The following is a 26,334-nucleotide window of genomic DNA, read 5'->3' as shown; positions in this document are numbered from 1 at the left end:
CAAAATGACATCAAGCAGCTTTAACATGAGCAGCAAGAAAAAGAACAATCTAAATAATAAGAAAAATAAAAATTTGGGAATGATAGAAATAGAAAACCCGCATTTAATCATCCTGATCATGCGGGTCTCAATCCAACGTCCAATGTCACATCCATGCAAAACAAGCTAAATCTATAGTCTGTTTTATTTTCGTCCTACGGCGTCCTGTCCTTATGTTGTCGTCCTGACCTGTCCTTGTGCCGTAGCGCTATAATGCTATGTTATTACATTGAGATAAACCCAAAAAATACGTCATGTCATGTAAGAGATAAGCCTTAATTGAGTGAACAACTGTTCACTCAATCAAATGGTGAGGCTTTATAATTTGTAGTCGATAATCACTGGAGCATGATCGCTAAACCATTGTTCTTTATAGACCCAGGCATTAACGGTTCGCTCTTTCCAGTCTGGAGAGCAGGCATGATAATCAATCCGCCAACCAACATTCTTGGCACGCGCCTGACCACGGTTTGACCACCAGGAATACAGCTCGGCTTCTTTACGCACTTCACGGAAAGTATCGACATAACCAAGCTCATCGTAGATATGATCCAGCCAGGCACGTTCATGCGGCAAGCAACCCGAGGCTTTCTGGTTACCCGACCAGTTTTTAATATCAATACGTTTATGCACGATATTATAGTCACCGCAGACAATCACCGATTTATTTTCATCGCGCCACTGTTTCAGAATTTTTGCGTATTCTTCCAGAAAGTGATCTTTACGTGCTTGCGCTTCATCGCCTGATGAACCCGAAGGCAGATACAGGGAACAGATCTGTACAGTTTGATCTAAACCCAAGTCAAATTCAGCGGCAATAAAACGGCCTTGTGAATCGGCCAGTTCAAAACCCAGGCCATCAGTTAAAGATACAAAAGGCAGACGGCTATAAATGGCCGTACCGGCATAACCCGGACGCTCGGCAGGAAACAGGTGCGTGTACCAGCCTTCAGGCTTGAATTTGTCCGTCCACTGCGCATGCGTGATCCGGCTTTCCTGCATGCAAATCACGTCGGCATCCGACTGTTCCATCCATTCTAATAGGCCTTTGGTGACAGATGAACGTAAGCCGTTGACATTAATTGAAACGACGCGAAGAATTTTTTGATCACCTGGATAGCTACTCTTTGGTATCATGCGCAAGTCTTACCTTAATTAATGGATTTAGGAGCACCTCATGTCAACGCCAGCTCAGTTTAACCCGCAAGCTTTTATCGAACTCGCATTATCACGCGGTGTGCTTAAATTTGGTGAGTTTACTTTAAAATCGGGGCGTGTGAGTCCCTATTTTTTTAATGCGGGTCTGTTGAATGATGGTGAAGCCTTGACACTGCTGGCTTCTGGCTATGCTGCAAAACTGACTGAATGTGACCATGTTGAAGTGATTTTTGGCCCTGCCTATAAAGGCATTCCTTTTGTGGCAGCAACTGCTGTGGCTCTGTCGCAAAATCATGGGGTAAGTGTGCCGTGGGGTTTTAATCGCAAAGAAGCCAAAGATCATGGCGAGGGTGGCGTATTGGTTGGTGCTTCTGTAGAAGGTAAAAAAGTCTGGATCATTGATGACGTAATTACGGCAGGCACAGCGATTCGTGAAGTCGTCACTATTTTGAAGAATGCCGGTGCTCAAATTGCTGGAGTTTTGGTAGCGCTAGACCGCCAGGAGAAAGGTCAGGGGGATTTATCTGCGATTCAGGAAGTGCAGCAAGAGCTTGAGATTCCTGTACATGCCTTAATTACCATGAAAGATTTAATGGACTATCTGGAAGCGAAAGGCGACCTAGAAGCTTTGGCGAAAATGGAAGATTACCGTGTTAAATACGGGATCTAAGCCCGGATTGGCATAGAAAAGGAAGCGTGAGCTTCCTTTTTTTATAGATACTCAATTTGTTAAACATTTGAAATCTATTATCTCTGTCTATTCTTGTAAGCATTGGCTTACATCGATTCCAGCACTTTGCGGCTGTTTTGAATAGTGGAAATTTCCTATGATAGCTTTAACAGGAACAGGAGGTTCCACACAAGAATAACAATAGATAAATACAAGGAAAGTAAGGTACGACAGGAGTTATACCAAGCGAACCCATACGGAAAACCCCTGGCAGATGCCAGGGGTTTTTCATTTCTATTTCTTTATAGAGCAACGCTTACAACAGCAATGATTCAGAACATGATTCTTAAAAATTCACTGTTAATGAGCTAAATAGAGGAGTAGAAAACCTTTCACCAAAATTATGAATCTTCAGAGCTAAAAAAAGCACCTGAAGGTGCTTTTTCTTATTGCTGTGCTAAATTATAGCGCAACGATATTGATCGCATTTGGACCTTTTTGACCATCAACCACGCTAAAAGAAACGCGCTGACCTTCAAACAAAGTTTTGAAACCAGAACTGCTGATTTCTTTAAAGTGTGCAAAAACGTCAGGACCTGATTCTTGTTGAATAAAACCAAAACCTTTAGTTTCGTTAAACCATTTTACTGTACCGGTAACTGTAGTAGACATAATATAACCTGTTAAATTTTAATAATTTTAGTCATGCAAATGACTATGGATAACTTGGAAAAACAACAAGAATTGAAATAAAGATCTGAAAAAACTGAGGATTATAAATAATACTGCGGCACTTAAAGAAGCTTAACTAAACAACGCTTTTTTCTAGTTAAAGACAGCATAGCCTAAATCAGAAAATATTCAAGTTTTTTATATTTATTATTTATTTTTCTTATAAAAGTAGCTCAATTCTTGTTTTTTAAAGCATTTCAAGCTGATTCGCTTGAGCTTTATCATTTACATTTAAGCTTTAGCGAAGCTAAACAATAAATACACGTTGTGTTTGTGTTACTTTATGTTAGTCAAAATCGTTCAGTACCCAGCAAGATTTTACTAAGTCATTGTATTTTATAAATTTTGGTGAATTAGTATTTGTAGTTTTAAGATAGTTATCGTCATTGTTTGTGTATAAAAATCCACCTATATTAAAATTCAATTGGAAAAATTAACTATAAGAATTTCTTGATTTTAATTTAAAACCAAATATGAGTGAGTCTCATGGATTACTGGAACAGTGTGTTACTTATATCCATCATCACCATGGTTGGACTGGCCATGATCATCCTGTTCGTCGGATGTAAAATGTGGAAGAACTTGGTGGTCACTTTACTGATTGCCACCTTGATTGGTTTTCTGATTGTATGTGCAATCAATTTTGTTTTTGGCGATCGTCTTCAATTTCTATGGGGTGCCCCTGAGACTGGCGATAGCAATTTTATGCTGGAAATGGGGCTGATGAGCCTGTTAATTGGCGGCGTGAGTACCTTTATCATTATGTTAGGCACTTTGGTGGCTAAAAGTAACAGTAGAAATCAAGGCGATGAAGACTAGTTTTTCGCAAAATAACAAGTCTCTTAATGAGTGGGAAAGTGCAGAAAAGCATCGCATGTACAGTTCATAGGCTTAAAAAATCTTTCTCAGTCAAATGTATAGTGCCATAGCGCTACGGGACATGAATGGCGTTTCACATCCCGTAGCTGCATAATTTTCTGTATCAAAAATTTAGAACATCATTCTTAGACCTGCACCATAGATCCAGCCTTTTTCTGAATCAGAACTTTGCTGCCAGGCTGTCTGTTGGTTGCCTTTGCTGTATTCATAACCGACTTCCAGATAAGGCATGAGCTTTTTGCTCAGTTCATAGCGTGTTTCCAGACCCAAGGTTGCATGACTAAGGCCGGTTTTTTTCGCATTCGCTGCCTGATCATTCAGGATGACATCCAGTTCGACAAAGGGCTGCATAATCAGTTTCTGCGTCAATAACAGGTCACGCTCTGTTTCCAGTTTTAATCCGACAAAGTCATCTTCACCGACATAAACATGAGCATCCGTTTCGAAAAAGTAGGGGGCCAGGCCATGTAGCCCAAATACTGCATCGAAGCGCTCGTTCTGCTGTTGTGTAGCAGGCTCGGCTAAATTTTCCTGACGGTAGCGCACACCGACCTGTACATCCCAAAAATCGGAAATATTTCGGCTATACAACACTTTGGCATCATATTCAGCCGGCTGGGATTCCTGTTTGTCGGCTTCTAGCTTGAGGACGATTTTGTTTTCATCCGTGCCAATTCTGGCTTGGTTCTTGGACTTGAATGCCCCATTTCCCTCTGAACTATGCTGCCATTTCTGGTCCAGAATAATCTGGCTATAAATCTGTGCGCCATGTTCTTTACGGTGGTCATGTTCGCTGGCAGAGCTGACTGAATTTTGTGGTGTGCTCAGCGCCTGCTGTTGATGCAATAACTTTGGTGGCAGTTGATAGGATGAGGCATCTGCTGTTCCAGTATGCTGTACGTGGTCATCAGCCATGTTTTGCATGGCATGATGCCCACTATGATGTTGATGTTCAGCATGGCTTGTATGATCGCTAGAATCTGCCGCAAAAATACTCAGACTGCTTAGGGTAAGCGCACTACTAAGCACTGACTTTACAAGAAGATTAGTGATGTGCATGGCTTTCTCCTTGGGCAGCTGCTGGTTTCGACGGCATTTTTTGTGAAGAAGGGTGAGATGCTTGATCCTCGTCAACCTGTGCCACAATCAGCTTGTTCATCATGCCGGCACTCATGTGATAGAGCAGATGGCAGTGAATCGCCCATTCTCCAAGTTCGTCAGCCGTGAGAAGGGTGGTCACCGTTTTCCCGGGCGGCACAATCACGGTGTGTTTATTCGGCATATTTGCAGCAGACTGACCATTTTCCAGCTGCATAAACATGCCATGCAAATGCATCGGATGGGCCATCATGCTGTCATTAATAAATTTCAGCCGGATCCGCTCGCCATATTTCACCTGAAGTGGTTCGGCATCACTGAATTTTTTACCATTCATGGTCCAGATGTAGCGCTCCATGGTTCCACCCAGACGAATCACCAGTTCACGTTCTGCTGCGCGGGTATCAGGTTGCGGTGTCAGGGCTTTGAGGTCTTGATATTGCAAGGCTTTGTGCCCTGCAGGCGTAGACATATTGGCCCAGCCCTCAACCGGCTGATGAGGCTGATTGGTTCCGGACATGGCACTATGACTTGCATGCATGTCATGCTGGGCATGATCATCATGTTTAGGCGTACCTGTTGCAGATTGTATGGTCTGACTGCTGTGTGTGTCATGCGACATATCATGCTGTTCGCCATGCCCCATATCTTCCATGGTCAATAAGGCACGAGGGCGCGGTGTCGGTAATTGAACCGGAGCCGGGGTTTTGCTTGAATCAGTTGCCTGATGCAGACTGCCAATGGCAAAGCCTGAGCGGTCGATCGATTCTGCTTCAATCTGGTAATGCGCTGCAGTGGGTTCCACAATCACATCATAGGTTTCAGCAGTTCCAATCCGGAATTCATCTACAGCGACCGGCTGCACAGCTTGTCCATCGGCGCTGACCACGGTCATTTTCAGCTGGGGAATACGCACATCGAAAAATGACATGGCGGAAGCATTGATGAAACGCAGGCGGACTTTTTCATTGGGCTGGAACTGGCCACTCCAGTTCTGTTGTGGTGTTTTTCCATTGACCAGAAAGGTATAACCGGTAACATCGGACAGGTCGGTTTTCAGCATACGCATCTGGTTCCACATCTTGCGGTCTGACCAAGTGGCCTTGAGGCCGTCACGTTTCACCTGCTGGAGTACATCACCCAAGGTTTCGCGCTGGTTCTGATAATATTCGGCCGATTTTTTTAAATTGTTCTGAATCTGCTGGCTGCCCTGTTCGTGAAAATCCGACAGCATCACCACATAATCCCGCTCGGTTTGTTCATGTGCAGGTAGCGATGTCTGGGCTTTGGGGCGAATCACCAAGGCGCCATAGAGGCCGTCCTGTTCCTGACCTTTGGAATGTGCGTGATACCAGTAGGTGCCGTTTTGACGAACTTTGAAGCGATAAGTAAAAGACTGTTTCGGTTTGATGCCCTGAAAACCGTTAAATCCGGGGACACCATCCATCAGCCCGGGCAGGAGCAGGCCATGCCAGTGCAGTGAGGTATCCTGATTGTTCAGGTTGTTTTGTACATGAATGACTGCATCATCACCTTCTTCGAATTCCAGCAAGGGTGCAGGGAATTTTCCGTTTACAGTGATACGCTTGACCGTCTTTCCGGTGAGATTGATCGGGCTTTCATCAATGACCAGATGATATTCTTTTACGGCTGCAAACAAGGCAGACGACGAGATGAGACCGAAGCCCAGACACAGGCTTTGACTGATTTTAAGCAACATAACTTAATCCTTAATGAATAAAAAAATTTAAAAATTCAGGATCAAGCTTTGGGTGGGCGCAGGATTTCTTGCCAGTAACCGGCAAGGTGCTGGGCATGGTAAGCAGGGAGGAGGGTTTTTTCCGGATAACCGTGATCAGGCACGCTTAACTCGGGCGTTGTAATGGGCAGGCTGGTGACCAAGTTCTGGCAGGCCATAGTGCCACAATCCAGACAATCTGATGACTGCTGGGTGCTGTCACTGACACAGTCCGGCTGAATCAGTTCCTGATCTTGATGATGATCAGTCTTATGCAGCGAGTGAGAAGCAGAGGGTTTTGTCATTTCCAGACAATGAGGATTCGTTTTTTCAGACGGCATAACCAGATGCATGGTGTTTGCAGATGCGACAGACACACTGCTCCAGCCTATGGCAAAAACCACAAGCATCACCAACCAGATCTGTTTGACGAGCCGTATGAGCAAAAGTACACCCTGAAAAAATGCGCTGCATGTTTGAGCAATAAAAGCATAAACGCAGTAACTCAAATTAGCAAATTCTGGACAAGATTATTTTTTAGGTCACCTACATACTACTTTTTTCATAGGTTCAGGTTTCAGTTTCGCACTTTTCGCATTTTTTACAGTCTAGCAGCATCCCGAGTTTTTCTTTACGTCCTTGCTCGGTCATCACCCATGGGCGATTTTGCCAGGGCGGGGTATGCCGCACATGCTGGCCATGTCCGCAGGCCAGCTCTGCAACCCAATGCTGTTCCTCATCCAGGTGAAAACCGATAATGGCCTGTTGCATGGCAAACCTCCTGTGGGCTCAATCTGTCTCAGTACCTATATAAAATAAGTCATGCAAAATCACCATAAACAAAAGAATCGACACAAGCTATACTCCTTGCCAAGTCATTTTTTGAAAAAGAGCAGAGACACATGCGCGTACTTGTTGTGATGGATCCCATTGAAAATGTAAACCTGAAGAAAGACTCAACCATGGCGATGCTATGGGCAGCAGCACGTCGCGGGCATGAACTCGGTTATGCATTGCAGCAAGATTTATATATCGATCAGGGCAAGGCCTTTGGTTTGATCGCGCCGTTACAGGTATTTGAAGACTACGACCATTATTATGAACTTGGCGAAAAACAAAAAGAGTCGATCGCTGCTTATGACGTTGTCTTGATGCGTAAAGATCCGCCTTTTGATATGAACTTCGTCTATACCACTTATATTCTGGAGCAGGCAGAGCGCGAAGGGGCATGGATCATCAACAAACCGCAAAGCCTGCGTGACTGTAATGAAAAACTGTTCGCGACCCAGTTCCCGCATCTGCAAGTTCCGACCTTGGTGACTTCGCAGCAAAGCCTGATCCGTGAATTTCTCAAAGAACAGGTCGATGTGATTGTAAAACCGTTAGATGGCATGGGCGGCACCGGGATTTTCCGTCTGTATCAGGACGGGATCAATATCGGTTCAACCATTGAAATACTGACCAATAATGGTACCCAGCCGATTATGGCGCAGCGTTATATTCCGGAAATTGTCGAAGGCGATAAACGCATCCTGATGATTAATGGCGAGCCAGTGCCGTATTGTCTGGCCCGTATTCCGCAAAATGGTGAAGTGCGCGGTAATCTGGCCGCGGGTGGTCTAGGCGAGGCGCGTCCACTGACTGAAAATGACAAAGCCATTGCGGCACAAGTAGGGCCGTATCTCAGAGAAAAAGGTCTGGTTTTTGTGGGGCTGGATGTGATCGGAAATTATGTCACTGAAATTAATGTAACCAGTCCAACCTGTATCCGTGAAATTGACGCCCAGTTTGGCACCTCGATTGCGGATGATCTGTTTGCCGTGCTGGAAGCGGGGCGGGCCAATCAGGTTTAAAGGCAAAATCAGGTGAAAGAAGAGTCTGCTTGCAGGCTCTTTTTTATTTATTTCATTTGGGATCGCTTATTTAGGATAACGCTTAAATAAAAATGCCGTCATCACGATGCCCAGCATCGAAAGGCAGACAGTGATAATGGCAAGATTGGCCCAGTATTGGGTGGCAGATATCAGCGCAGCGCTCAGGGTCGGTATAAAAAACTGTGCGCAGGCTGAAATTTGTAACACCAGACCCACACTGGCCGCTGCTGCATAAGCGCGTGGTGCATAGTGCAGGGTAATCGCAAAAACAGTGGTCGGGATCATCCCGCCAATCAGTGAAAACAGCACGGCACTGACAACCTGAAATTCAAATGAGAGCCAGGAATTTGCTGCAAAAACCAGACAACTGCTGCAGAGCATTGCCACAAATCCGGTGCTCAATAAGGTGTGCGGTCTATAACCCTGTTGTAGCAACATGCCTGCGCCAAAAGTACCCCCCAGATTGGCCAGAACGACCATTGAAACCAGCATCCCTGCGCTTTTTAAGTCCAGCCCCTGTTCCACATACAGCGTAGGCAGAAAGCCCGTGACAGTAATCCATTGACTGGTATAACAGGCAAAAATAATCGCTAGACAGATAATGGGAGGATGGGTCAGAGTAATTTTAACAATCTGCCAAAATGAGGTGTTTTCCGTAGCTGCCTGAGAAGAGTCTGGCTGTGTTACCAGGACAGGTTCAATATTTAAATATTGTTTAATCATGCCAGCAATGACAAGGCACAGGCAGCCCAAAATGGCCCAGATCGTTTGCCAGTCCAGATATTCAAGCAGCAGAGGAATCGTTAATACGGCCAGACTGACACCGATGCCCATATAGGAACTCCAGAGTCCCATCTTGAAATTCAGTGTTTCAGCGCGGCTGGTACGTTTTAAAATTGCTGGCGCACACAAGGAAATGGTTAAAAAACCGATTCCTTCCATAAAACGCAATACATATAAAGTGGCAGGCTGCGTAATCCAAAGCCCGGCAAGACTGCTCAGCCCTAAAATGATTAAGGCTATGATCAGGCAGCGCTTTAATCCCATTTTTTCCGAGAAGGCGCCAATGCATAGCGCAAACAGCATTCCGGCGGCCTGCACCAACGCTAATGAAAAACCAGCCTGAGTAAAACTCAGGTTTAAATCCTGCTGTAACACAGGAATCACGGCTGAAAGTTTGCCTACATGGATCGCAGCCAGATAACCGGCCAAGATAATCCATACATCACGACATGATATTTTTGACATCTATCCGAACGGAGTCCATTTAAAGCATCTGCTTGTACATCAAGCATCATTCATATATAGATATGAATAGCATGAAACTTTTATAAAATTGATAGGATTTAAGCCTAAGATTATCGGCCAATGATAAGAGAGGAGGTGAACGGGAGAAAACGGAAGACCGCTGTAAATAAAGCGCTCTTCGTGGCAAAGTTATTGATAATATAATGAGAAAACTATTTAAAATTGATATGATATGTCACTTAAGTCGAAGGAAAAGTGCAGACCTTATAAATAAAACGAGTCTAAACTTGAAGTTTGCGTGAAAAAAACAATTAAAGCCTTGTTGAAATAAAGTAAATAAACTTTCATGGCCTGAGGTTTGTGATTACAATTGATTACTTAAATCAGATTTCCTGCTCCATTTTTTGAATTGAAGAATTAGACCGTGACCGACGCTCAGCAAAAACAGCCTAAACATGTCATGATGATGGCCGCAGGTACAGGTGGACATGTGTTTCCAGCGTTAGCTGTTGCCAAAGATTTACAACAACAAGGTATACAGGTCTCTTGGTTGGCCACACCCGCAGGCATGGAAAACCGTCTATTAAAAAACCAGAATATTCCCATTTATCAGATTGATATTCAGGGTGTGCGTGGCAACGGTTTTCTACGTAAGGCCTTGGCGCCTTTTAAAATCATGAAAGCCACCTTCAGTGCCATGAAATTTATGAAACAGCTTAAGGTCGATGCCGTGGCAGGCTTTGGCGGTTATGTGGCAGGCCCGGGTGGTTTGGCCGCGCGTATCTTAGGCATTCCGGTGCTGATCCATGAACAGAATGCAGTTGCTGGTTTTACCAACACCCAATTGTCGCGTGTGGCAAAGACAGTGTGCCAGGCATTCCCGAACACTTTTCCGGCCCAAGAAAAAGTCGTGACTACCGGCAATCCGGTACGACAAGAAATTAGCGAAATTTTAAATCCATCCTGGCGTTATCAGGAGCGTGACAAGGTAGGAATGCCCTTACGTATTTTGATCGTTGGCGGGTCTTTGGGGGCGCAAGCCTTAAATGAACGGGTTCCGGAAGCTTTAAAGCAACTCAATGTGCCATTAAGCGTCTATCATCAGTGTGGGCAAAACCATGCCGAGGCGACCCGGGCACGTTATGAAAATGCACCAGCCAATCTACAAGTTGAAGTACAGCCCTTTATTGAAGATATGGCCAAAGCCTATTCTGATGCCGATCTGGTGATTTGCCGTGCCGGAGCTTTGACTGTAACTGAAATTGCCACTGCCGGGGTGGCTGCGATTTTTGTGCCGCTTCCAAGTGCGGTGGATGATCACCAGACGGCCAATGCTGGTTTCCTGGCCAATATCAATGCGGCAAAGATTTGCCCGCAGGCCACGATGACCCCGGAAAGTTTAAAAACATTATTAGAGCCGATGCTGAATCGCCAACTGTTAATGGAAATGGCCGTGAAAGCACGTCGACAGGCTCAACCCGATGCGACTCAACATGTGGTCCGTTTAATTCAAGAATTGTAATCCGAGTAAACTATGTCTCCAACAACCCCAGCTGAACAAGCGAAAAAGTTAATTAAAGTGCCGGAAATGCGCCGTATCAAACACATTCATTTTGTGGGGATCGGTGGCGCAGGCATGTGTGGTATTGCGGAAGTGCTGAAAAACCAGGGCTATAAAGTTTCCGGTTCAGATATCAAGGCATCCAATACCACCGCACAGCTGGAAGCGAATGGCATTAAAGTCTATATCGGGCATACTGCAAATAATATTAAGGGCGCCAACGTGATCGTGGTCTCTACCGCGATTGATAAAGAAAATCCGGAAATTAAAACCGCGATTGAAAACCGTATTCCTGTGGTTCGCCGTGCGGAAATGCTGGGTGAACTAATGCGTTACCGTCATGGTATTGCCGTTGCCGGCACGCATGGCAAAACCACAACCACCAGTCTGATCACCTGTATGCTGGCTGAAGAAAACATGGATCCAACCTATGTGATCGGTGGTTTGCTGAACCGTACCGGTATGAACGCAGCCTTGGGCGCCAGCCGTTATATCGTAGCCGAAGCTGATGAATCAGACGCCTCTTTCCTGCACCTGGAACCGATGGCTGCCGTGGTGACCAATATTGATGCCGATCATATGGATACCTATGGCGGTAGCTTCGATGTCCTGAAAGATACCTTTATCCAGTTCCTGCAAAAACTGCCATTTTACGGCTTGGCCGTAGTCTGTGGTGATGATGCTAATATCCGTGAAATCATGCCGCGGATTGCACGTCCGTTACTGACTTATGGTTTTAATGAAGACAATGACATCCGCGCAGTAGATGTTGATCAGGATGGTATGCAAACCCACTTTACCGTATTGCGTAAAGAGCGTGAGCCATTGCGTGTAACGGTCAACCAGCCAGGTTTGCATAATGTGCTGAATGCCCTGGCCGCGATTGGTATAGCAACCGATGAAGGCGTGTCTGATGCTTCAATCTGCCGTGCACTGGAAGGTTTCAGTGGTGTGGGTCGCCGCTTTGAGGTTCAGGGTGAGTTTGCGATTGAGGGCGGTGACGTGAAACTGGTGGATGACTATGGCCATCATCCAAAAGAAGTCGAAGCAACGATTAAAGCCGCGCGTCAGAGTCATCCGGACCGTCGTCTGGTCATGATGTTCCAGCCACACCGTTATAGCCGTACCCGTGACTGTTTTGATGATTTTGTGGAAGTGCTTTCTACTGTAGACCAGTTATTGTTGCTGGATGTTTATCCTGCCGGTGAAAAACCGATTGTCGGGGCGGACAGCCGTACTTTGGCCCGCAGCATTCGCTTACGTGGTGAAGTCGAGCCGATTCTGGTTGATGCGACGGACGGCAACCTGAATCAGATCATGAGAAAAGTATTGCAAGCAAATGACTTGTTATTAACCCAGGGCGCAGGTAATGTTGGAGCAATCTCAGTCGAACTTGCACAAAATCACTTATATATAAAATAGTCATCTTGTGTGACTGAATTGAATTGACCAGATTGAAAAAAGTTTAAGGATATAAACGTGTCAAATGCTTCAAAATTCGGAAAAGTTGCCGTGTTGCTTGGTGGTAAATCTGCAGAGCGTGAGGTTTCTCTAGACAGTGGTACGGCGGTACTTGAGGCATTAGTGCGTTCAGGGGTTAATGCGGAAGCGTTTGACCCGCAGGAGCGTAGTGTCACAGAACTGGTAAATTATGATCGTGCTTTTATTGTATTGCATGGACGTGGCGGGGAAGACGGCCAAATTCAGGGTGCACTGGAATGGTTAAACGTGCCGTATACCGGTACCGGTGTACAAGGTTCTGCGATCGGCATGGACAAGGTCAAGACCAAGCAGGTCTGGCAGGGCTCGGAATTACCGACAGCGCCGTATCGTATTGTCACCAGAGATTCTGATGCGACCGACATTGTTAATGCTTTAGGCTTGCCTTTGATTATCAAGCCGGTGCATGAAGGTTCCAGTATCGGCATGAGCAAGGTCGAGAAAATTGAAGACTTTGCCGAAGCGATTACCAAGGCAACTGAACATGATGCCGTGGTGATGGCAGAAAAATGGATTACCGGCCGTGAATACACCATTGTGGTTTTAAATGGTCAGGCGCTACCGGTGATTCGTCTTGAACCGCCTCAAGATGTTGCCTTCTACGATTATGAAGCGAAATATCAGCGTAATGATGTGCAATATGGCATTCCATGTGGTTTAAGTGAAGCTGAAGAGCAGCAGTTAAAAGCCTTGAGTTTGCGCGCATTCCAGGCAGTCGGTGCCAGCGGTTGGGGCCGGATTGATGCCATGCAGGATGAACAGGGCAACTTCTGGTTGCTTGAAGTGAATACCGTGCCGGGAATGACCAGTCATTCACTGGTGCCAAAGGCGGCAGCTGCAGTCGGTTACAGTTTTGATGAGCTGTGTGTGGCGATACTGGAACAGACCTTGACTGGTTCGGCACACTAAATATGGCTCAACTTCCTGTTTCCATGCGCCGTAAACGTGCTGCGATTACTTCAATTCACGACAAGCCGCCAACACGCAAAGAAAAGCTGACCAATTTTGGTGGCTGGTTATTGTTGTGTATTGCGCTACTGGTGCTGGCCTTTGGAATATTGGGCTTATATAAAGTCATGACCAATAGTGATGTGGCAGAGCTGGGTGTCGTGGGTACGCGCTCGGCTGCTGAACAGCGTCAGGTCATGCAGTATGTGTCACCGATCGTGACCGAAAACTATTTTACTTCGGATTTGGAAGCGATCCGTGATCGTACCCTGGAATTATCCTGGGTGGATCGGGTCGTGGTTTCCCGAGCCTGGCCAAATGGCATTCGGGTGCGGGTGATGCCGCATCATGCGATTGCGCGTTGGGGAACGGGACGTTTATTGAGTGACAGTGGTGTGATTTTCACGGAAGTCACACCCAAGAATTATCAGGCATTACCGTTACTACATGGGCCGGCGAGCCATGCAGAAACCATGATGCGTCGTTATAATGAAATTAATCAATTATTTTTGCCACAAGGCATTCGTCTAAAAGAATTATATCTCACCGAGCGAATGACCTGGTTTATGCAGTTTGATTCGGGTTTAAGAATAATTGTTGATAAAGATCAGACCATGAGCAAATTACAACGCCTGAGCCATCTGTCTCAGAGCGATTTAAAGCCCGTCTGGTCTAAAATTTCGGCCATTGACCTGCGTTATCGCAATGGATTGTCGATCCAGTGGAAAAATTCAATTCCGCCTAAAATTGTAAATGGACATTTTATTGTAACCATTGATGACACGGGCGTTGAGAATAAGGTAACAGTAAAGCCATAATGACCGGCTTTAAAAAATAGAGGCATTTAAAGCCATAAATCTAACAAACACGTAATGGTAGTAGTGAATAATGAGTGAAGCTGTTCCCTCGGTTGTGGCGATTGACATTGGGACACACAAAGTTTCAGTTTTGATTGGCAAGGTACACGCGCCAGACAATATCCAAGTGATTGGTATGGCCACCGCTCGTAACCGAGGCATGAGTAAAGGGAAAATTGTCAGTCTCGATAAAGTTATTACTGCAATTAAAAATGCCGTTCAAGAAGCAGAAGATATGGCGGAATGTCGTGTACATTCTGCCTGGGTCTCTATTCCAAGTGCCGAATTAAAAAGCTTTTATGCTTCAGGTCGCACCTCGATCGACAATAGCGAGCATGCGATTACCACCAGTGAAGTGGTGCGTGCACTGGAATTGGCTAAAGCTAGTCATTTGACTTCAGATCATTATCTGGTCAGTGCTGTGCCTCTGGGTTTTGAGCTGGACGACTCACCGGAATGGGTGTTAAACCCGATTCGGATGTCGGCACATAGCATGACCGGACACTATCATTTGATGATGCTGCCGATCAGTACCATGCAGAATATTGATCGCGCCCTGAAAGGTGCCAATATTGGTGTAGAAAAAATGGTGGTGTCGAGCTTGGCTACTGCTGAAGCCAGCCTGCTGAAAGACGAAAAAGAATATGGCGTATGCTTAGTAGATATCGGTGCCGGCACGACCAATGTTGCAGTGTATGTGGATGGTCGTTTGGCCTTAACCCATACCTTCCAACGTGGCGGTGAACATGTGACCCGTGATATTGCAGCAGTATTGCAAACCACGACCGAAGAAGCTGAACGTCTGAAATTATTGTATGGCTGTGTCGACCTGAAAGTGGTCAAGCCGGATCATATGATTCAGTTCCAGGGGATTGATGGGCCACAAACCATCAGCCGGATTGAATTGACTGAAATCATCATGGCGCGTTATGAAGAAATTCTGGGTCTGGTGCGTGATGAATTGGTGAAAAACGGTGCTCTTCAGGGCTTGTATCATGGTGTGGTATTGACCGGCGATGCTAGTCATATCGAAGGAATGGTGAGCTTTGTTCGCCGTACCATGGGGGTCTCGGCGCATTTAGGTAATCCGCCGACTCAGGTGTATGCAGACGAACAACATCAGGCTGCTTTACGCCGCTCGCAATATAGTACTGTGGCTGGTTTGCTGATGTTTAGTCAGAGTGATACCCAGGACACAATTGTGGAACAGGATGATGTAGAACGGTTGTCATTGGCTAAGCGGGTCAAAAGAGCCTTGTTTGGCTTTAATGACACCTTGAAATCAATCTTTTAAGTCGATTTTTATTGTGAATATTGTTGGGAAGATGTAGTTAATCGGGCTTGTACTTGACAAGTGAACGCATGAGCAGCATTCTTAAAAACAATTTTATTAAGATTAAGGCAGTATACGGGCTTAGTGACTGCCAATTATGAATTAGGAATTTTATAGGTCATGGCCTCATTTGAATTTTTCGAAGACGATCATAGCGATAGCAATGGTCAAGCCCGTTTCACTGTGTTTGGTGTAGGTGGTGCGGGTGGTAATGCTGTACAACATATGTTGCAGTCCGATATCCAGGGCGTAAAGTTTGTTTGTGCCAATACGGACAAGCAGGCATTGGATCGCATGGAAGCCGAATTTAAAATTCAGCTGGGCGAGCAAAGTACCCGTGGTCTGGGTGCAGGTGCAAATCCGCAAGTCGGCCAGACCGCAGCAGAAGAAAGCCGTGAACTGATCCGCCAGCAGCTTGAAGGGACCGATATGGTCTTTGTTACTGCAGGTATGGGTGGTGGTACCGGTACCGGTGCAGCGCCAGTCGTGGCTGAAATTGCGAAAGAAATGGGTATCCTGACCGTTGGTGTCGTGACCACGCCATTTAACTTTGAAGGCAAACGCCGTTTACAGTCTGCTGAAAAAGGCATCGAAGCCCTTGAGCAGCATGTAGACTCATTAATCATCATTCCAAACCAGCGTCTATTGAAAGTCTTCCGTGATATTTCAATGAAAGATGCATATAAAAAAGCGGATGATGTTCTACTGAATGCAGTACGCAGTATTTTTGATTTAGTCGTCCGTCCTGGCCATATCAACCTTGACTTTGCTGACTTGAAAACAGCCATGAGCACCCGTGGTTATGCCATGATGGGTGTGGGTCTGGGGCGTGGTGAGAATCGTGCACGTCAGGCTGCTGAGCAGGCAATCCGTAGTCCATTACTCGACAACGTGACTATCATGAATGCCAAAGGTATTCTGATTAACGTGACCGGTGGCGATGATGTGACTTTCGGTGAAATTGAAGAAATTACTGATGTCGTGAACCAGATTGTCGATTTAGATGAGGGTCAGGTGTTCTACGGTACCGTTTTTGATCCGGATGCGCGTGATGAAATCAGCGTGACTGTGATTGCAACAGGTTTAACCCGTCATGCAGCGGATTCAGTTGAACCGACCAAACGTACTAATGTACAGGCAACTCGTCCAGCAGCAGTTGCACAGGCTGTGGTGGAAGATGATGATGTACCGGCAATTCAGCGTCAGCAGCATGAAACAGGGGCAGCAGCGAATCCAGCGGCGGCTTCGGTTTCTAGCTCGCGCCCAACGCCAATGAGCATTCAGGATTATCTTAAGAATCAACAGCGTAAATAACATGTAACATCATGTGTTTAGATGGATTAGACAGGAAAGGTGGCTTTTAAGCCACCTTTTTGTTTTTTATCAATGGCCAAATATGCTAACGTATAGCGGTTTTATAGATGAACAGATGATAAAAGCATGTTGAAACAACGTACCCTGAAACGTGTCGTGAAAGCGAGCGGAATCGGTCTTCACAGTGGGCAGAAAGTCATGATTAACTTTGTGCCGCACCATGCCGATGGGGGAATTGTGTTTCGTCGTATAGACCTGAACCCACCAGTGGACATTCCAGCTGATGCCATGCTGATTCAGGAAGCCTTTATGTGCTCGAACCTCGTTCAGGAAAATGCCAAAGTAGGCACCATTGAACATGTCATGAGTGCGATCGCTGGTCTGGGCATTGATAACCTGATTATTGAAGTATCGGCTTCTGAAGTCCCGATTATGGACGGCAGTGCAGGTCCGTTTATTTACCTGTTGATGCAGGGCGGTTTGCAAGAGCTGGATGCTGCTAAAAAATTCGTCAAGATTATTAAACCGGTTGAAGCACTGATTGATGACAAACGTGCCATTTTTAGCCCACATGAGGGCTTTCAGCTGAACTTCACCATTGATTTTGATCATCCTGCCTTTAAAAAAGAACATCAGTCTGCCAGTATCGATTTTTCTACTGAAACCTTCGTTTATGAAGTCAGTGAAGCGCGTACCTTTGGTTTTATGAAAGATCTGGATTATCTCAAAGCCAATAACCTGGCGCTGGGTGCCAGTCTGGAAAATGCCATTGGTGTGGATGAAACTGGGGTCGTTAATGAAGAAGGTTTACGTTTCTCGGACGAATTTGTACGTCATAAAATTCTGGATGCCGTGGGTGATTTATACCTGCTCGGACATCAGATTATTGCCAAATTTGATGGTTACAAATCTGGACATGCCTTGAATAATCAACTTTTACGCAATGTGAAAAGTGATCCAAGCTGCTATGAAATTGTAACATTTGATGACGAAGCCAATTGTCCAATCATGTATGTGAATGTGACATAAGTCATTGTGTTTGTGTCTTTATGTTTTTGTTATTGCTTTAATACTGTGACACACATCACATAATGTTTGCTTTTTAATTTATTACATTTGATTGCGATGTTACTTTTTATTGCTTGCCAAACGTAGTAAAGCTTGGCTAAGCTTAGGGTCGCTTATAAAGTCAGCAGCACTACGAAGTAATTCCTGTGTTTCTGCATTTAAGGCTCTTTCAGGTGTTGCTGAAACAGGTGGCGTTTGCGAAGGATTCCGCAGGCAAACTTGAAGTTTAGTGAGATCTGTTAATTCATTTATTTGAGAGAGTTGTGAAATGTATTGCTTTTGAAGATAGGCCAATTGACTGATCATGGCCTGATTTTCACCAGTAATCGTTAACACACCATTTTGATAGCAGACAACTTGCCAGCGTTCCGGTTGGGGCAATAGCGGTTGTACGAGTTTCGTAAGTTTCTGCCAGCCAGCGACTTGTGATGAGAGAAACGAAAAGTTTCCTGTTTTTATCTGTTTTCTTGTTTGTTGAAAAACGTTGACAGGTTCCGACATACATAATTCCTACATATTTATGTCTTAATCTTATGCGCTTCTTTTAGTGGATATCAAGGATAGAGATCTTCAAGGAACTCGATTAAAGCAGTTTAGAGAGGTTTTTTATGCATATGCGACGTATTTTGTTGGCATTTTCTTTATCAGTTTCAGCGGCTTCGGTTGCGTTCGCAGATTTAGTCAATCTAAATCAAGAAAATGGTTCAACAGATCGTATCGAGCAATTGACGCGTACTCTGGCACAGGGTGCATATACTCATCCAGATGATATCGATATTCCAGCACAGACTAAATTGAATGTTCAGCTTCGTGAGAAGCCGGTTGAATTGAACAATCGTACGCTTGCTCAGAAGTATGCCAATACTTCATCCAACAAAGCGGCAGCAAATAGTGCTTATTCTTGGTTAATTTCTCATCCTTTACCTAATTCTCGCGTAAGTTCAAATTACGGTGGCCGTACTATGGGTGGCCGTGCTGAAAATCATTCAGGCCTTGATCTTGCAGCGCCAAGTGGTACACCAATCTATGCAACAGGTCCAGGGATTGTGACCAAATCAGGTTGGGGTACAGGTTATGGTCAATACGTTGAAATCAATCATGGCAATGGCTATTTAACGCGCTATGCTCATGCTTCACGTCTTATTGCACGTGTGGGAGAGCAGGTGCAAGCGGGTGATCATATTGCCAACGTTGGTTGTACTGGTCGCTGTACCGGTCCACACTTGCATTATGAAGTAGTAAAAGACGGTCAACGTAAAAACCCATCTACTTATTTGGCCATGTTACCTTAAGTATAGACCTGAATAACAAGATGCATCTCTATACATAAAAAATCTCCGATAAGCATTTTAAAGCGTTTAAGCTGAAGGCTCTTCAAGTCAACTTGAAGGGCTTTTTGTTTTATCGCTTTTAGATATCATATTATCACCAACTATTATAATGATTGTATAATAAATCGCCTTTATTGACTATTTTTTGTTATGTTGTGTAATTATACGTCACCCATCATTTAGTTCCTAAATAGTACTGCTAAATCGCATTCAGCTGAGGCCATACCTGCTGAGGTCTCAAATATGGTACATATAAGACATTAGATTAGGCTTTTAGGAACTGTAGATTATGGCGTTTTATGGCGATACAGACGCGCAAGAAACCCAAGAATGGCAAGATGCATTTGACTCTGTTTTGCAGCACATGGGCACTGAGCGTGCAGCATTTTTGTTAGAAAAACTTTATCAACGCGCAATTGCAAAGCATGTTCCTATTCAGCGTTTAAATACTCCCTACTTAAATACGATTTCTGTTGAAGAACAACCTGCCATGCCGGGCGACCAGGACATGGAGCGTCGTATTCGCGCGCTGATCCGTTGGAATGCCTTGGCAATGGTCTTACGCGCGAATAAAACCGGTGATGATCTCGGTGGTCACCTGGCGAGTTTTGCTTCTTCCGCAACCCTTTATGATGTGGGCTTTAACCACTTCTTCCGCGCCAATAGCGATAGCTTCGGCGGCGACATGATCTATTACCAGGGTCACTGTGCACCTGGTATTTACGCGCGTTCATTTTTAGAAGGTCGTTTGACAGAAGAGCATTTGAATAATTTCCGTCGTGAAGTGGGCGGTAAAGGTTTGCCATCTTATCCGCACCCTTATTTGATGCCGGACTACTGGCAGTTCCCAACCGTATCGATGGGTCTTGGACCAATCATGTCGATTTATCAGGCACATATTCAAAAGTACCTGATGAACCGTGGCCTGATCAAAGAAGAAGATCGTAAGGTTTGGGCGTATTTGGGCGATGGCGAGATGGACGAGCCGGAAAGCCTGGGTGCAATTTCTCTGGCAGGTCGCGAAAAGCTCGATAACCTGATCTGGGTGGTGAACTGTAACTTGCAACGTCTGGATGGTCCGGTACGTGGTAATGGCAAGATCATTCAGGAACTTGAGTCACTATTCCGCGGCGCAGGCTGGCGTGTGATTAAAGTTGTGTGGGGCCGTCATTGGGATCCACTACTGGATAAAGATAAATCCGGTGCACTGAAAGCAGTGATGGAAGAAGCAGTCGATGGCGATTTCCAGCGTTACCAGGTAAAAGGTGGTGCTTACGCGCGTGAAAAGTTCTTCGGTAAATATCCAGAAGCCAAAGAGCTGGTGAAAGATTTAAGCGATGAAGATATTGATAATCTGAACCGCGGTGGTCATGACCCGTACAAAGTTTTTGCTGCTTATGCTGAAGCATGTACGGCTAAAGGTCAGCCGACCGTGATTCTGGCGAAAACCGTGAAAGGTTATGGTTTGTCCGAGGAAATCGAAGCAGTCAACAAAACTCACCAAATCAAGAAGATGCAAATCAATTCTTTGAAATATGTGCGTGACCGATTCAATCTTCCTTTCACTGATGAACAGCTTGAAGAAGTACCATTCTACCGTCCAAGCGAAAATTCGCCTGAATTGAAATATATGAAGGCACGTCGTGAAGCATTGGGTGGTTATCTGCCTGCACGTCGTAAGGAAAGCGAACAGCTGGCGATTCCTGGACTTTCAGTATTTGATTCGGTCTTGGCCGGTTCAAATGGTAAAGAACAATCGACCACGATGGTGATGGTGCGTTTAATCTCTGCACTTCTTAAAGAGAAAGCGATTAAAGACCGTGTTGTGCCAATCGTGCCTGATGAAGCCCGTACTTTCGGTCTGGAAGGGATGTTCCGTCAGCTCGGTATTTATGCCGCGCATGGCCAGAAATATACCCCGGAAGACCAAGAACAGCTGATGCATTACCGTGAAGCCAAAGACGGTCACATGTTGCAGGAAGGGATTAACGAAGCCGGTGCGATGAGTGCATGGGCAGCATTGGCGACCAGTTATTCAACCAATAACCTGCCAATGATTCCGATGTACATGTACTACTCGATGTTTGGTTTCCAGCGTATTGGTGATATTGCCTGGGCAGCCGGCGATGCACAGGCACAAGGCTTCTTGCTGGGTGCAACTGCGGGTCGTACGACACTGAACGGTGAAGGCTTACAGCATCAGGATGGTCACTCACACATCTTGGCCAATACCATTCCAAACTGTGTCTCTTATGACCCATGTTTCGGTTATGAATTGGCAGTGATCGTGCATGACGGTTTACAGCGTATGTATGTGAACCAGGAACGTGTGTTCTATTACCTGACCGTGATGAACGAAAACTACGAGCATCCGGAAATGCCAAAAGGTGTTGAAGAAGGCATTAAGCGTGGTATGTACTTACTGGAAGAAGATGAAAAAGCCACTGTTCAGTTACTGGGCTCAGGTGTAATCCTGCGTGAAGTGATCAAGGCGGCGAAGATTCTGCGTGAAGAATATCAAATTCATTCAAATGTCTACAGCGTGACCAGCTTCAATGAACTGGCACGTGACGGTATGGCATGTGAAGAATACAACCGCTTGCATCCGCTGGCTGAAGACGTAAAAGAAGCATGGGTATCGAAACAGCTTCGCGGTACTGAAGGTATCGTCGTGTCTGCAACCGATCATATGCGTGCTTATAGCGAACAGATCCGTGCTTATCTTCCAGATGGCCGTCCATTCGTAGCATTGGGTACTGACGGTTATGGCCGTTCAGATACACGTGCCAACTTGCGTAGTTACTTCGGTGTTGATGCTGCCCATATTGTGGTTGCAACCCTGAAAAAACTGGCAGATGAAGGTGAAGTTGATGCGCGCCTGGTAAAAGATGCGATCTCGACTTTTGAGCTTGATACAGATCGTCCAGTGGCTTGGGCACCGCAAGAAACCCCATCTGTACATGCTGTTGCTGACTACAAAGAGGAGAACTAAGCATGCAAATTACGACTCCTGATATTGGTGTAGATAAGGCAACAGTGGCCGAAATTCTGGTCAAAGTGGGTGATACGATCGCGATCGATGACAGCATTGTATTGCTTGAATCTGATAAAGCCTCTGTTGAAGTGCCTAGCACTTCAGCAGGCGTGGTAAAAAGCATTCTGGTGAGTCAGGGTGATGAAGTGGCTGAAGGCGCGGTACTGATTGAGCTACAAGCTGAAGACGGCAGCGCTGATGTGGTCGAGCCACAGCAAGCAGATGCCTCACAAAAAACTTCAGAAAATACTCCGACTTCATTGCCGGATCAGGAAATCATGCAGGAACTGGCTTCACATCAGCCTAAAGCTTCTGCTGCTCCTGAGGCTCAAGCAAGCTCACAAGTGGTTGATGTTCAAATCCCTGATATTGGTGTAGAAAAAGCTACTGTAGGGGAAATCCTGGTCGCTGTCGGTGATGAAATCGAGGTAGATCAAAGTATCGTAGTGGTGGAATCAGACAAGGCGACTGTTGAAGTGCCAAGTACGGTTTCAGGTACGGTGGAATCCATCCAGATTAAAGAAGGCGACACGATCAAAGAAGGTGTGGTCATTCTGAAAGTGAAAACGGCTGTTTCGGCAGCGTCAGCACAGACAGAAGCATCTCAAGCACCAGTTGCTCAAGCGGCCACCCAAGAGAAAGCAGTTGAAGCACCACAAACGCCAGCAGCACCTGCAGGTGATGTTGAAATTGCTGTGCCTGACTTGGGTGTAGACAAGGCGGCTGTGGCGGAAATTCTGGTTCAGGTCGGTGATACGGTTGAAAAAGACCAGAGCATCATCGTGGTGGAATCAGATAAAGCGACTGTTGAAGTGCCAAGCACTACAGCCGGGGTGATTAAAGCCATTCACGTGGAACTGGGTCAAAATGTCTCTCAAGGTCTTGCACTGGTGACAATTGAAGCTGAAGCACAAGCACAAGCACAAGCACAAGCTGCTCCTGTTGCAGCCAAAGCAGAAGCACCGAAAGCGCCTGCTGCAAAAGCAGCACCAGCACCTGCTGCATCTTCTACTCAAACAGTCGCGACATCGGATAATGCCGACAAATTGACCAGAGAGCAGAATGTCGCTAACTCGAAAGTCTATGCCGGTCCTGCTGTGCGCAAACTGGCACGTGAACTGGGCGTCGTGTTGGCAGACGTTAAAGCATCTGGCCCACATGCGCGCGTCATGAAAGAAGATCTGAAAGCGTATGTCAAAACGCGTCTTACTACGCCACAGGCGGCTCCTGTCGCCGCTGCTGCTCAAGTCGCAGGTCTGCCAAAACTGCCAGACTTTAGCGCTTTTGGTGGTGTGGAAGAGAAAGCCTTGACGCGTTTGCAACAAGTGTCTATTCCACAGTTGTCGCTGAATAATTTCATTCCGCAAGTGACCCAGTTTGATGCAGCAGATATTACTGAACTCGAAGCATGGCGTAATGAACTGAAAGGCAACTTCAAGAAAGAAGGTCTTAGCCTGACCATTATGGCGTTCATCATCAAAGCAGTTGCGCACTTGTTAAAAGAAGAGCGTGAATTTGCTGGTCACTTGGCCGATGATGGCAAGTCAGTATTGCTACGTAACGAGATCCATATGGGTATCGCGGTCGCAACGCCAGATGGTTTGACTGTGCCTGTACTGCGTCATCCAGATCAGAAGTCAATTAAACAGATTGCCACTGAGCTAGGAACCTTGGGTCAAAAAGCGCGTGACAAGAAATTGTCGCCGAAAGATCTGCAAGGTGCGAACTTCACTATCACTAGCTTGGGTTCAATCGGTGGTACAGCATTTACGCCATTGGTGAACTGGCCGCAAGTGGCAATTCTGGGTATTTCACCTGCAACCATGCAACCGGTCTGGAATGGTGAAGGCTTTGATCCACGCTTGATGCTGCCGCTTTCATTGTCCTATGATCACCGTGTGATCAATGGTGCAGATGCTGCACGTTTCACTAACAAGCTGACCAAGCTGCTTAAAGATATCCGTACTTTATTGATCTAAAAATCATGTATATGCCCTTTATTTTCTCTCTCTGGGAGAAATACAAAGAGGGTGTAAAGAGAAAACCCTGCTTCGGCAGGGTTTTTTGCTGCTGCATTGAAAAATAATCTATTTGATTCTATACTTGGCGCACTTCATTGGGGAGTAGCCGCCTTTTGCGCAAAGCAGAAGGGTGATGGTCAACATATTTGCTCAACCGAGCATGGTCATCATAGCAAAGAACCAAGTCAGCTTTTCCAAGCTTTCTTTTGTTGGCAAGACCTTTGATTTACCACTCTGCAGATTTTGGCTAGCAGGAGCGGTGAGTCATTGGTATTGGATGCTAGCCAGAGAAAAACCTCATGTATGAATTCCTACTGTCGACTGCAATCGTAGCGCTGGCTGAAATGGGTGATAAAACCCAACTGCTGGCATTGCTGCTTGCCGCACGCTTTCGCAAACCTGTTCCTATTTTAGTTGCTATTTTATTGGCGACACTGATTAACCACGGCCTTTCTGCAGTATTGGGACAATGGGTGACCACGGTGATCGGGCCGGAGGTGCTACTGTGGATCGTCTCGATTGGCTTTATCGCAATGGCTGTCTGGATGTTGATTCCGGATGAACTCGGGGATGAAAATGCCAGTATCAATAAATGGCAAAAATTCGGGGTCTTTGGTGCGACATTTATTTTATTCTTTCTGGCAGAAATCGGCGATAAAACCCAGATTGCTACGGTCGCATTGGCAGCACGTTTCGATAGCGTCTTCTGGGTGATGCTCGGTACCACTTTGGGCATGATGCTGGCCAATGCACCTGCAGTGTTTTTGGGAGATAAGCTGGCGAACAGACTCCCGATCAGCCTGATTCATAAAATTGGTGCGGCGATTTTTCTGGTGATTGGTGTTGCAACACTGACTCAACATTATTTCTTTTAAATCATAAAATAATAAATTACATGAATCCTGAGCTAAAAACTCAGGATTTTTTATGGTTAAAAATCTCTCAAAAATATTGATAAATAGTGTGATATGGCTAGTTTTATTGATTGTAAGTTTGATTAATTCCTTATATTTTATACGGGTATAAAAACGTTATTTTTATTATAAATTGGGGAATTTACATGGCTTTTGAACGCACCACATCGCAGGTTCTGTTTGATAACGGGACACATAAGTGCATCAGTTTTACCAGTCTGGTCAAAGGTGAAGGCGTTCAGGCAAACCAGTTTCTGATCATTGATCATGAGCGCGCAGCGGTACTTGATCCGGGTGGTGATTTAACCTATGTGCCGCTGACCATGGAGCTGAATAAATATACCCGTTTGACCAACCTGGATTATGTCATGGCCTCGCACCAGGACCCGGATATCATCACCTCGATGCCGCGCTGGCTGGTCTATACGGATGCCAAAGTGGTGGCATCCAAGCTGTGGGCGCGTTTCTTGCCGCACTTAAACTCGGCCTTTATGAGTGACCGGATGAAAGGCAACTGGCTGGATCGATTGGTGGAACTTCCGGATCATGGTCAGATCGTTTCGTTGGGTCAATCACACATTGTGGCGGTGCCGGCGCATTTCCTGCATTCGGTGGGGAATTTCCAGTTTTATGATCCGATTGCCAAGATCCTGTTTTCGGGAGATATGGGCGCATCGATGGTCGATGATGCTGCCAAACCATTGGAAAACTTTGCGGCGCATATCCCAAAAATGAAAAGCTTTCATCAGCGTTATATGTGCAATAACAAGGTGATTCGTCTTTGGGTGAACATGGTGCGGGGCATGGATATCGAGATGATTGTGCCGCAGCATGGCACGCCTTTTATGGGTAAAGAGCAGATCACCCAGTTTCTGGACTGGATTGAAACGCTGCAATGTGGCACCGACCTGATGGACGAAACTGTTTTTACCTGTCCTGAATAGTTCACAGAAAAATAAAATTTTTCTTGTGTAGAAAAACAACATTTTTTATATTTCTTCTCCAAAAAACTTTTTT

The 26,334-nt window shown here is 45.6% G+C and carries 23 protein-coding genes and 1 riboswitch; of the genes, 15 read left to right on the top strand and 8 right to left on the bottom strand.

What is annotated here, in order from left to right; translation table 11 throughout:
• Positions 1-357 precede the first annotated feature (357 nt).
• The gene (locus tag H0S56_RS13680; RefSeq protein WP_004281295.1) at positions 358-1,176 is read right to left on the bottom strand and encodes an exodeoxyribonuclease III; all 819 of its coding nucleotides are present in this window, start codon (positions 1,174-1,176) and stop codon (positions 358-360) included.
• 40 nt (positions 1,177-1,216) lie between these two features.
• On the opposite strand from H0S56_RS13680, the gene pyrE reads away from it, so the two are divergent.
• Positions 1,217-1,867, top strand: a complete 651-nt coding sequence (gene pyrE / locus H0S56_RS13675) for an orotate phosphoribosyltransferase (RefSeq protein ID WP_005267676.1) — start codon at positions 1,217-1,219, stop codon at positions 1,865-1,867.
• A 462-nt stretch (positions 1,868-2,329) separates the two neighbouring features.
• On the opposite strand, the gene H0S56_RS13670 is transcribed toward pyrE, so the two are convergent.
• The gene (locus H0S56_RS13670; protein ID WP_004281299.1) at positions 2,330-2,539 is read right to left on the bottom strand and encodes a cold-shock protein; all 210 of its coding nucleotides are present in this window, start codon (positions 2,537-2,539) and stop codon (positions 2,330-2,332) included.
• 546 nt (positions 2,540-3,085) lie between these two features.
• On the opposite strand from H0S56_RS13670, the gene H0S56_RS13665 reads away from it, so the two are divergent.
• Positions 3,086-3,418 (top strand): hypothetical protein, encoded by a 333-nt coding sequence (locus tag H0S56_RS13665; RefSeq protein WP_005105347.1) that lies wholly within the window; start codon positions 3,086-3,088, stop codon positions 3,416-3,418.
• Positions 3,419-3,589: 171 nt separating this feature from the next.
• Here the strand turns inward: H0S56_RS13665 and H0S56_RS13660 are convergent, their stop codons facing one another.
• From H0S56_RS13660 to H0S56_RS13645, 4 genes are all read right to left on the bottom strand, one after another.
• Positions 3,590-4,537, bottom strand: coding sequence for a copper resistance protein B (locus H0S56_RS13660; RefSeq protein ID WP_195725305.1), 948 nt, complete (start codon positions 4,535-4,537; stop codon positions 3,590-3,592).
• Positions 4,524-6,296, bottom strand: coding sequence for a copper resistance system multicopper oxidase (locus tag H0S56_RS13655; RefSeq protein WP_195725304.1), 1,773 nt, complete (start codon positions 6,294-6,296; stop codon positions 4,524-4,526). The genes H0S56_RS13660 and H0S56_RS13655 overlap by 14 nt, the downstream gene beginning before the upstream one ends.
• 41 nt (positions 6,297-6,337) lie before the next feature.
• Complete coding sequence (locus tag H0S56_RS13650) at positions 6,338-6,760, bottom strand: hypothetical protein (protein WP_005267669.1); 423 nt, start codon at positions 6,758-6,760, stop codon at positions 6,338-6,340.
• A gap of 124 nt (positions 6,761-6,884) precedes the next feature.
• Positions 6,885-7,085: a DUF3565 domain-containing protein gene (locus H0S56_RS13645; protein WP_004281307.1), complete on the bottom strand. Its 201-nt coding sequence runs from the start codon at positions 7,083-7,085 to the stop codon at positions 6,885-6,887.
• A 131-nt stretch (positions 7,086-7,216) separates the two neighbouring features.
• On the opposite strand from H0S56_RS13645, the gene gshB reads away from it, so the two are divergent.
• Positions 7,217-8,167 carry a glutathione synthase gene (gene gshB / locus H0S56_RS13640; RefSeq protein ID WP_195725303.1) on the top strand — a complete coding sequence of 317 codons (951 nt, stop codon included), beginning with the start codon at positions 7,217-7,219 and terminating at the stop codon, positions 8,165-8,167.
• A gap of 66 nt (positions 8,168-8,233) precedes the next feature.
• Here gshB and H0S56_RS13635 read toward each other — a convergent pair whose 3' ends face one another.
• The gene (locus tag H0S56_RS13635; protein ID WP_195725302.1) at positions 8,234-9,436 is read right to left on the bottom strand and encodes an MFS transporter; all 1,203 of its coding nucleotides are present in this window, start codon (positions 9,434-9,436) and stop codon (positions 8,234-8,236) included.
• A 424-nt stretch (positions 9,437-9,860) separates the two neighbouring features.
• Here H0S56_RS13635 and murG point away from each other — a divergent pair, with 424 nt between their 5' ends.
• The 7 genes from murG (at position 9,861) to lpxC (ending at position 17,978) form a co-directional block, all read left to right on the top strand.
• Entirely contained in the window at positions 9,861-10,958 is a 1,098-nt protein-coding gene (gene murG / locus H0S56_RS13630) for an undecaprenyldiphospho-muramoylpentapeptide beta-N-acetylglucosaminyltransferase (RefSeq protein ID WP_195725301.1), read from the top strand.
• A gap of 12 nt (positions 10,959-10,970) precedes the next feature.
• Positions 10,971-12,419 (top strand): UDP-N-acetylmuramate--L-alanine ligase, encoded by a 1,449-nt coding sequence (gene murC, locus H0S56_RS13625; RefSeq protein ID WP_004647236.1) that lies wholly within the window; start codon positions 10,971-10,973, stop codon positions 12,417-12,419.
• A 57-nt stretch (positions 12,420-12,476) separates the two neighbouring features.
• Positions 12,477-13,406 (top strand): D-alanine--D-alanine ligase, encoded by a 930-nt coding sequence (locus tag H0S56_RS13620; RefSeq protein ID WP_195725300.1) that lies wholly within the window; start codon positions 12,477-12,479, stop codon positions 13,404-13,406.
• A 2-nt stretch (positions 13,407-13,408) separates the two neighbouring features.
• Entirely contained in the window at positions 13,409-14,263 is an 855-nt protein-coding gene (locus H0S56_RS13615) for a cell division protein FtsQ/DivIB (protein ID WP_005108153.1), read from the top strand.
• 70 nt (positions 14,264-14,333) lie between these two features.
• Positions 14,334-15,596, top strand: coding sequence for a cell division protein FtsA (ftsA, locus tag H0S56_RS13610; RefSeq protein ID WP_005245712.1), 1,263 nt, complete (start codon positions 14,334-14,336; stop codon positions 15,594-15,596).
• A gap of 159 nt (positions 15,597-15,755) precedes the next feature.
• Positions 15,756-16,949, top strand: coding sequence for a cell division protein FtsZ (ftsZ, locus tag H0S56_RS13605; RefSeq protein ID WP_044111346.1), 1,194 nt, complete (start codon positions 15,756-15,758; stop codon positions 16,947-16,949).
• Positions 16,950-17,075: 126 nt separating this feature from the next.
• Entirely contained in the window at positions 17,076-17,978 is a 903-nt protein-coding gene (gene lpxC / locus H0S56_RS13600) for a UDP-3-O-acyl-N-acetylglucosamine deacetylase (RefSeq protein WP_004647241.1), read from the top strand.
• 99 nt (positions 17,979-18,077) lie between these two features.
• Here lpxC and H0S56_RS13595 read toward each other — a convergent pair whose 3' ends face one another.
• On the bottom strand, positions 18,078-18,518 hold the full coding sequence (locus H0S56_RS13595) for a DciA family protein (protein WP_005245716.1): 441 nt from the start codon (positions 18,516-18,518) through the stop codon (positions 18,078-18,080).
• Positions 18,519-18,625: 107 nt separating this feature from the next.
• Here H0S56_RS13595 and H0S56_RS13590 point away from each other — a divergent pair, with 107 nt between their 5' ends.
• The 5 genes from H0S56_RS13590 (at position 18,626) to H0S56_RS13570 (ending at position 26,261) form a co-directional block, all read left to right on the top strand.
• The gene (locus tag H0S56_RS13590) at positions 18,626-19,309 is read left to right on the top strand and encodes a M23 family metallopeptidase (protein WP_005245719.1); all 684 of its coding nucleotides are present in this window, start codon (positions 18,626-18,628) and stop codon (positions 19,307-19,309) included.
• A 328-nt stretch (positions 19,310-19,637) separates the two neighbouring features.
• Positions 19,638-22,340 (top strand): pyruvate dehydrogenase (acetyl-transferring), homodimeric type, encoded by a 2,703-nt coding sequence (aceE, locus tag H0S56_RS13585; protein WP_071850274.1) that lies wholly within the window; start codon positions 19,638-19,640, stop codon positions 22,338-22,340.
• Between the two features lie 2 nt (positions 22,341-22,342).
• A complete protein-coding gene (locus H0S56_RS13580; protein WP_195725299.1) occupies positions 22,343-24,361 on the top strand; it encodes a 2-oxo acid dehydrogenase subunit E2 in 2,019 nt (672 codons plus the stop codon).
• Between the two features lie 127 nt (positions 24,362-24,488).
• A riboswitch (yybP-ykoY riboswitch) is annotated at positions 24,489-24,630 on the top strand.
• Positions 24,631-24,702: 72 nt separating this feature from the next.
• A complete protein-coding gene (locus H0S56_RS13575; RefSeq protein ID WP_195725298.1) occupies positions 24,703-25,278 on the top strand; it encodes a TMEM165/GDT1 family protein in 576 nt (191 codons plus the stop codon).
• A gap of 185 nt (positions 25,279-25,463) precedes the next feature.
• Positions 25,464-26,261, top strand: a complete 798-nt coding sequence (locus H0S56_RS13570; RefSeq protein ID WP_004729170.1) for an oxygen-binding di-iron domain-containing protein — start codon at positions 25,464-25,466, stop codon at positions 26,259-26,261.
• The last annotated feature ends 73 nt before the right edge of the window (positions 26,262-26,334 follow it).

Origin of the sequence: Acinetobacter lwoffii (genome assembly GCF_015602705.1) — a bacterium.
Taxonomy (GTDB): domain Bacteria; phylum Pseudomonadota; class Gammaproteobacteria; order Pseudomonadales; family Moraxellaceae; genus Acinetobacter; species Acinetobacter lwoffii_E.
The sequence above is the reverse complement of the archived record's forward strand: the minus strand, read 5'-3'. Positions and strand labels throughout refer to the sequence as shown.

Coding starts and splice junctions, on each gene's coding strand:
- H0S56_RS13660 (WP_195725305.1), bottom strand. CDS start 4,537: ATGCACATCACTAATCTTCTTGTAAAGTCAGTGCTTAGTAGTGCGCTT.
- H0S56_RS13635 (WP_195725302.1), bottom strand. CDS start 9,436: ATGTCAAAAATATCATGTCGTGATGTATGGATTATCTTGGCCGGTTAT.
- H0S56_RS13580 (WP_195725299.1), top strand. CDS start 22,343: ATGCAAATTACGACTCCTGATATTGGTGTAGATAAGGCAACAGTGGCC.
- murC (WP_004647236.1), top strand. CDS start 10,971: ATGTCTCCAACAACCCCAGCTGAACAAGCGAAAAAGTTAATTAAAGTG.
- pyrE (WP_005267676.1), top strand. CDS start 1,217: ATGTCAACGCCAGCTCAGTTTAACCCGCAAGCTTTTATCGAACTCGCA.
- H0S56_RS13595 (WP_005245716.1), bottom strand. CDS start 18,518: ATGTCGGAACCTGTCAACGTTTTTCAACAAACAAGAAAACAGATAAAA.
- H0S56_RS13670 (WP_004281299.1), bottom strand. CDS start 2,539: ATGTCTACTACAGTTACCGGTACAGTAAAATGGTTTAACGAAACTAAA.
- H0S56_RS13590 (WP_005245719.1), top strand. CDS start 18,626: ATGCATATGCGACGTATTTTGTTGGCATTTTCTTTATCAGTTTCAGCG.
- ftsZ (WP_044111346.1), top strand. CDS start 15,756: ATGGCCTCATTTGAATTTTTCGAAGACGATCATAGCGATAGCAATGGT.
- ftsA (WP_005245712.1), top strand. CDS start 14,334: ATGAGTGAAGCTGTTCCCTCGGTTGTGGCGATTGACATTGGGACACAC.
- H0S56_RS13645 (WP_004281307.1), bottom strand. CDS start 7,085: ATGCAACAGGCCATTATCGGTTTTCACCTGGATGAGGAACAGCATTGG.
- lpxC (WP_004647241.1), top strand. CDS start 17,076: ATGTTGAAACAACGTACCCTGAAACGTGTCGTGAAAGCGAGCGGAATC.
- gshB (WP_195725303.1), top strand. CDS start 7,217: ATGCGCGTACTTGTTGTGATGGATCCCATTGAAAATGTAAACCTGAAG.
- H0S56_RS13615 (WP_005108153.1), top strand. CDS start 13,409: ATGGCTCAACTTCCTGTTTCCATGCGCCGTAAACGTGCTGCGATTACT.
- H0S56_RS13680 (WP_004281295.1), bottom strand. CDS start 1,176: ATGATACCAAAGAGTAGCTATCCAGGTGATCAAAAAATTCTTCGCGTC.
- H0S56_RS13570 (WP_004729170.1), top strand. CDS start 25,464: ATGGCTTTTGAACGCACCACATCGCAGGTTCTGTTTGATAACGGGACA.
- H0S56_RS13655 (WP_195725304.1), bottom strand. CDS start 6,296: ATGTTGCTTAAAATCAGTCAAAGCCTGTGTCTGGGCTTCGGTCTCATC.
- aceE (WP_071850274.1), top strand. CDS start 19,638: ATGGCGTTTTATGGCGATACAGACGCGCAAGAAACCCAAGAATGGCAA.
- H0S56_RS13575 (WP_195725298.1), top strand. CDS start 24,703: ATGTATGAATTCCTACTGTCGACTGCAATCGTAGCGCTGGCTGAAATG.
- H0S56_RS13665 (WP_005105347.1), top strand. CDS start 3,086: ATGGATTACTGGAACAGTGTGTTACTTATATCCATCATCACCATGGTT.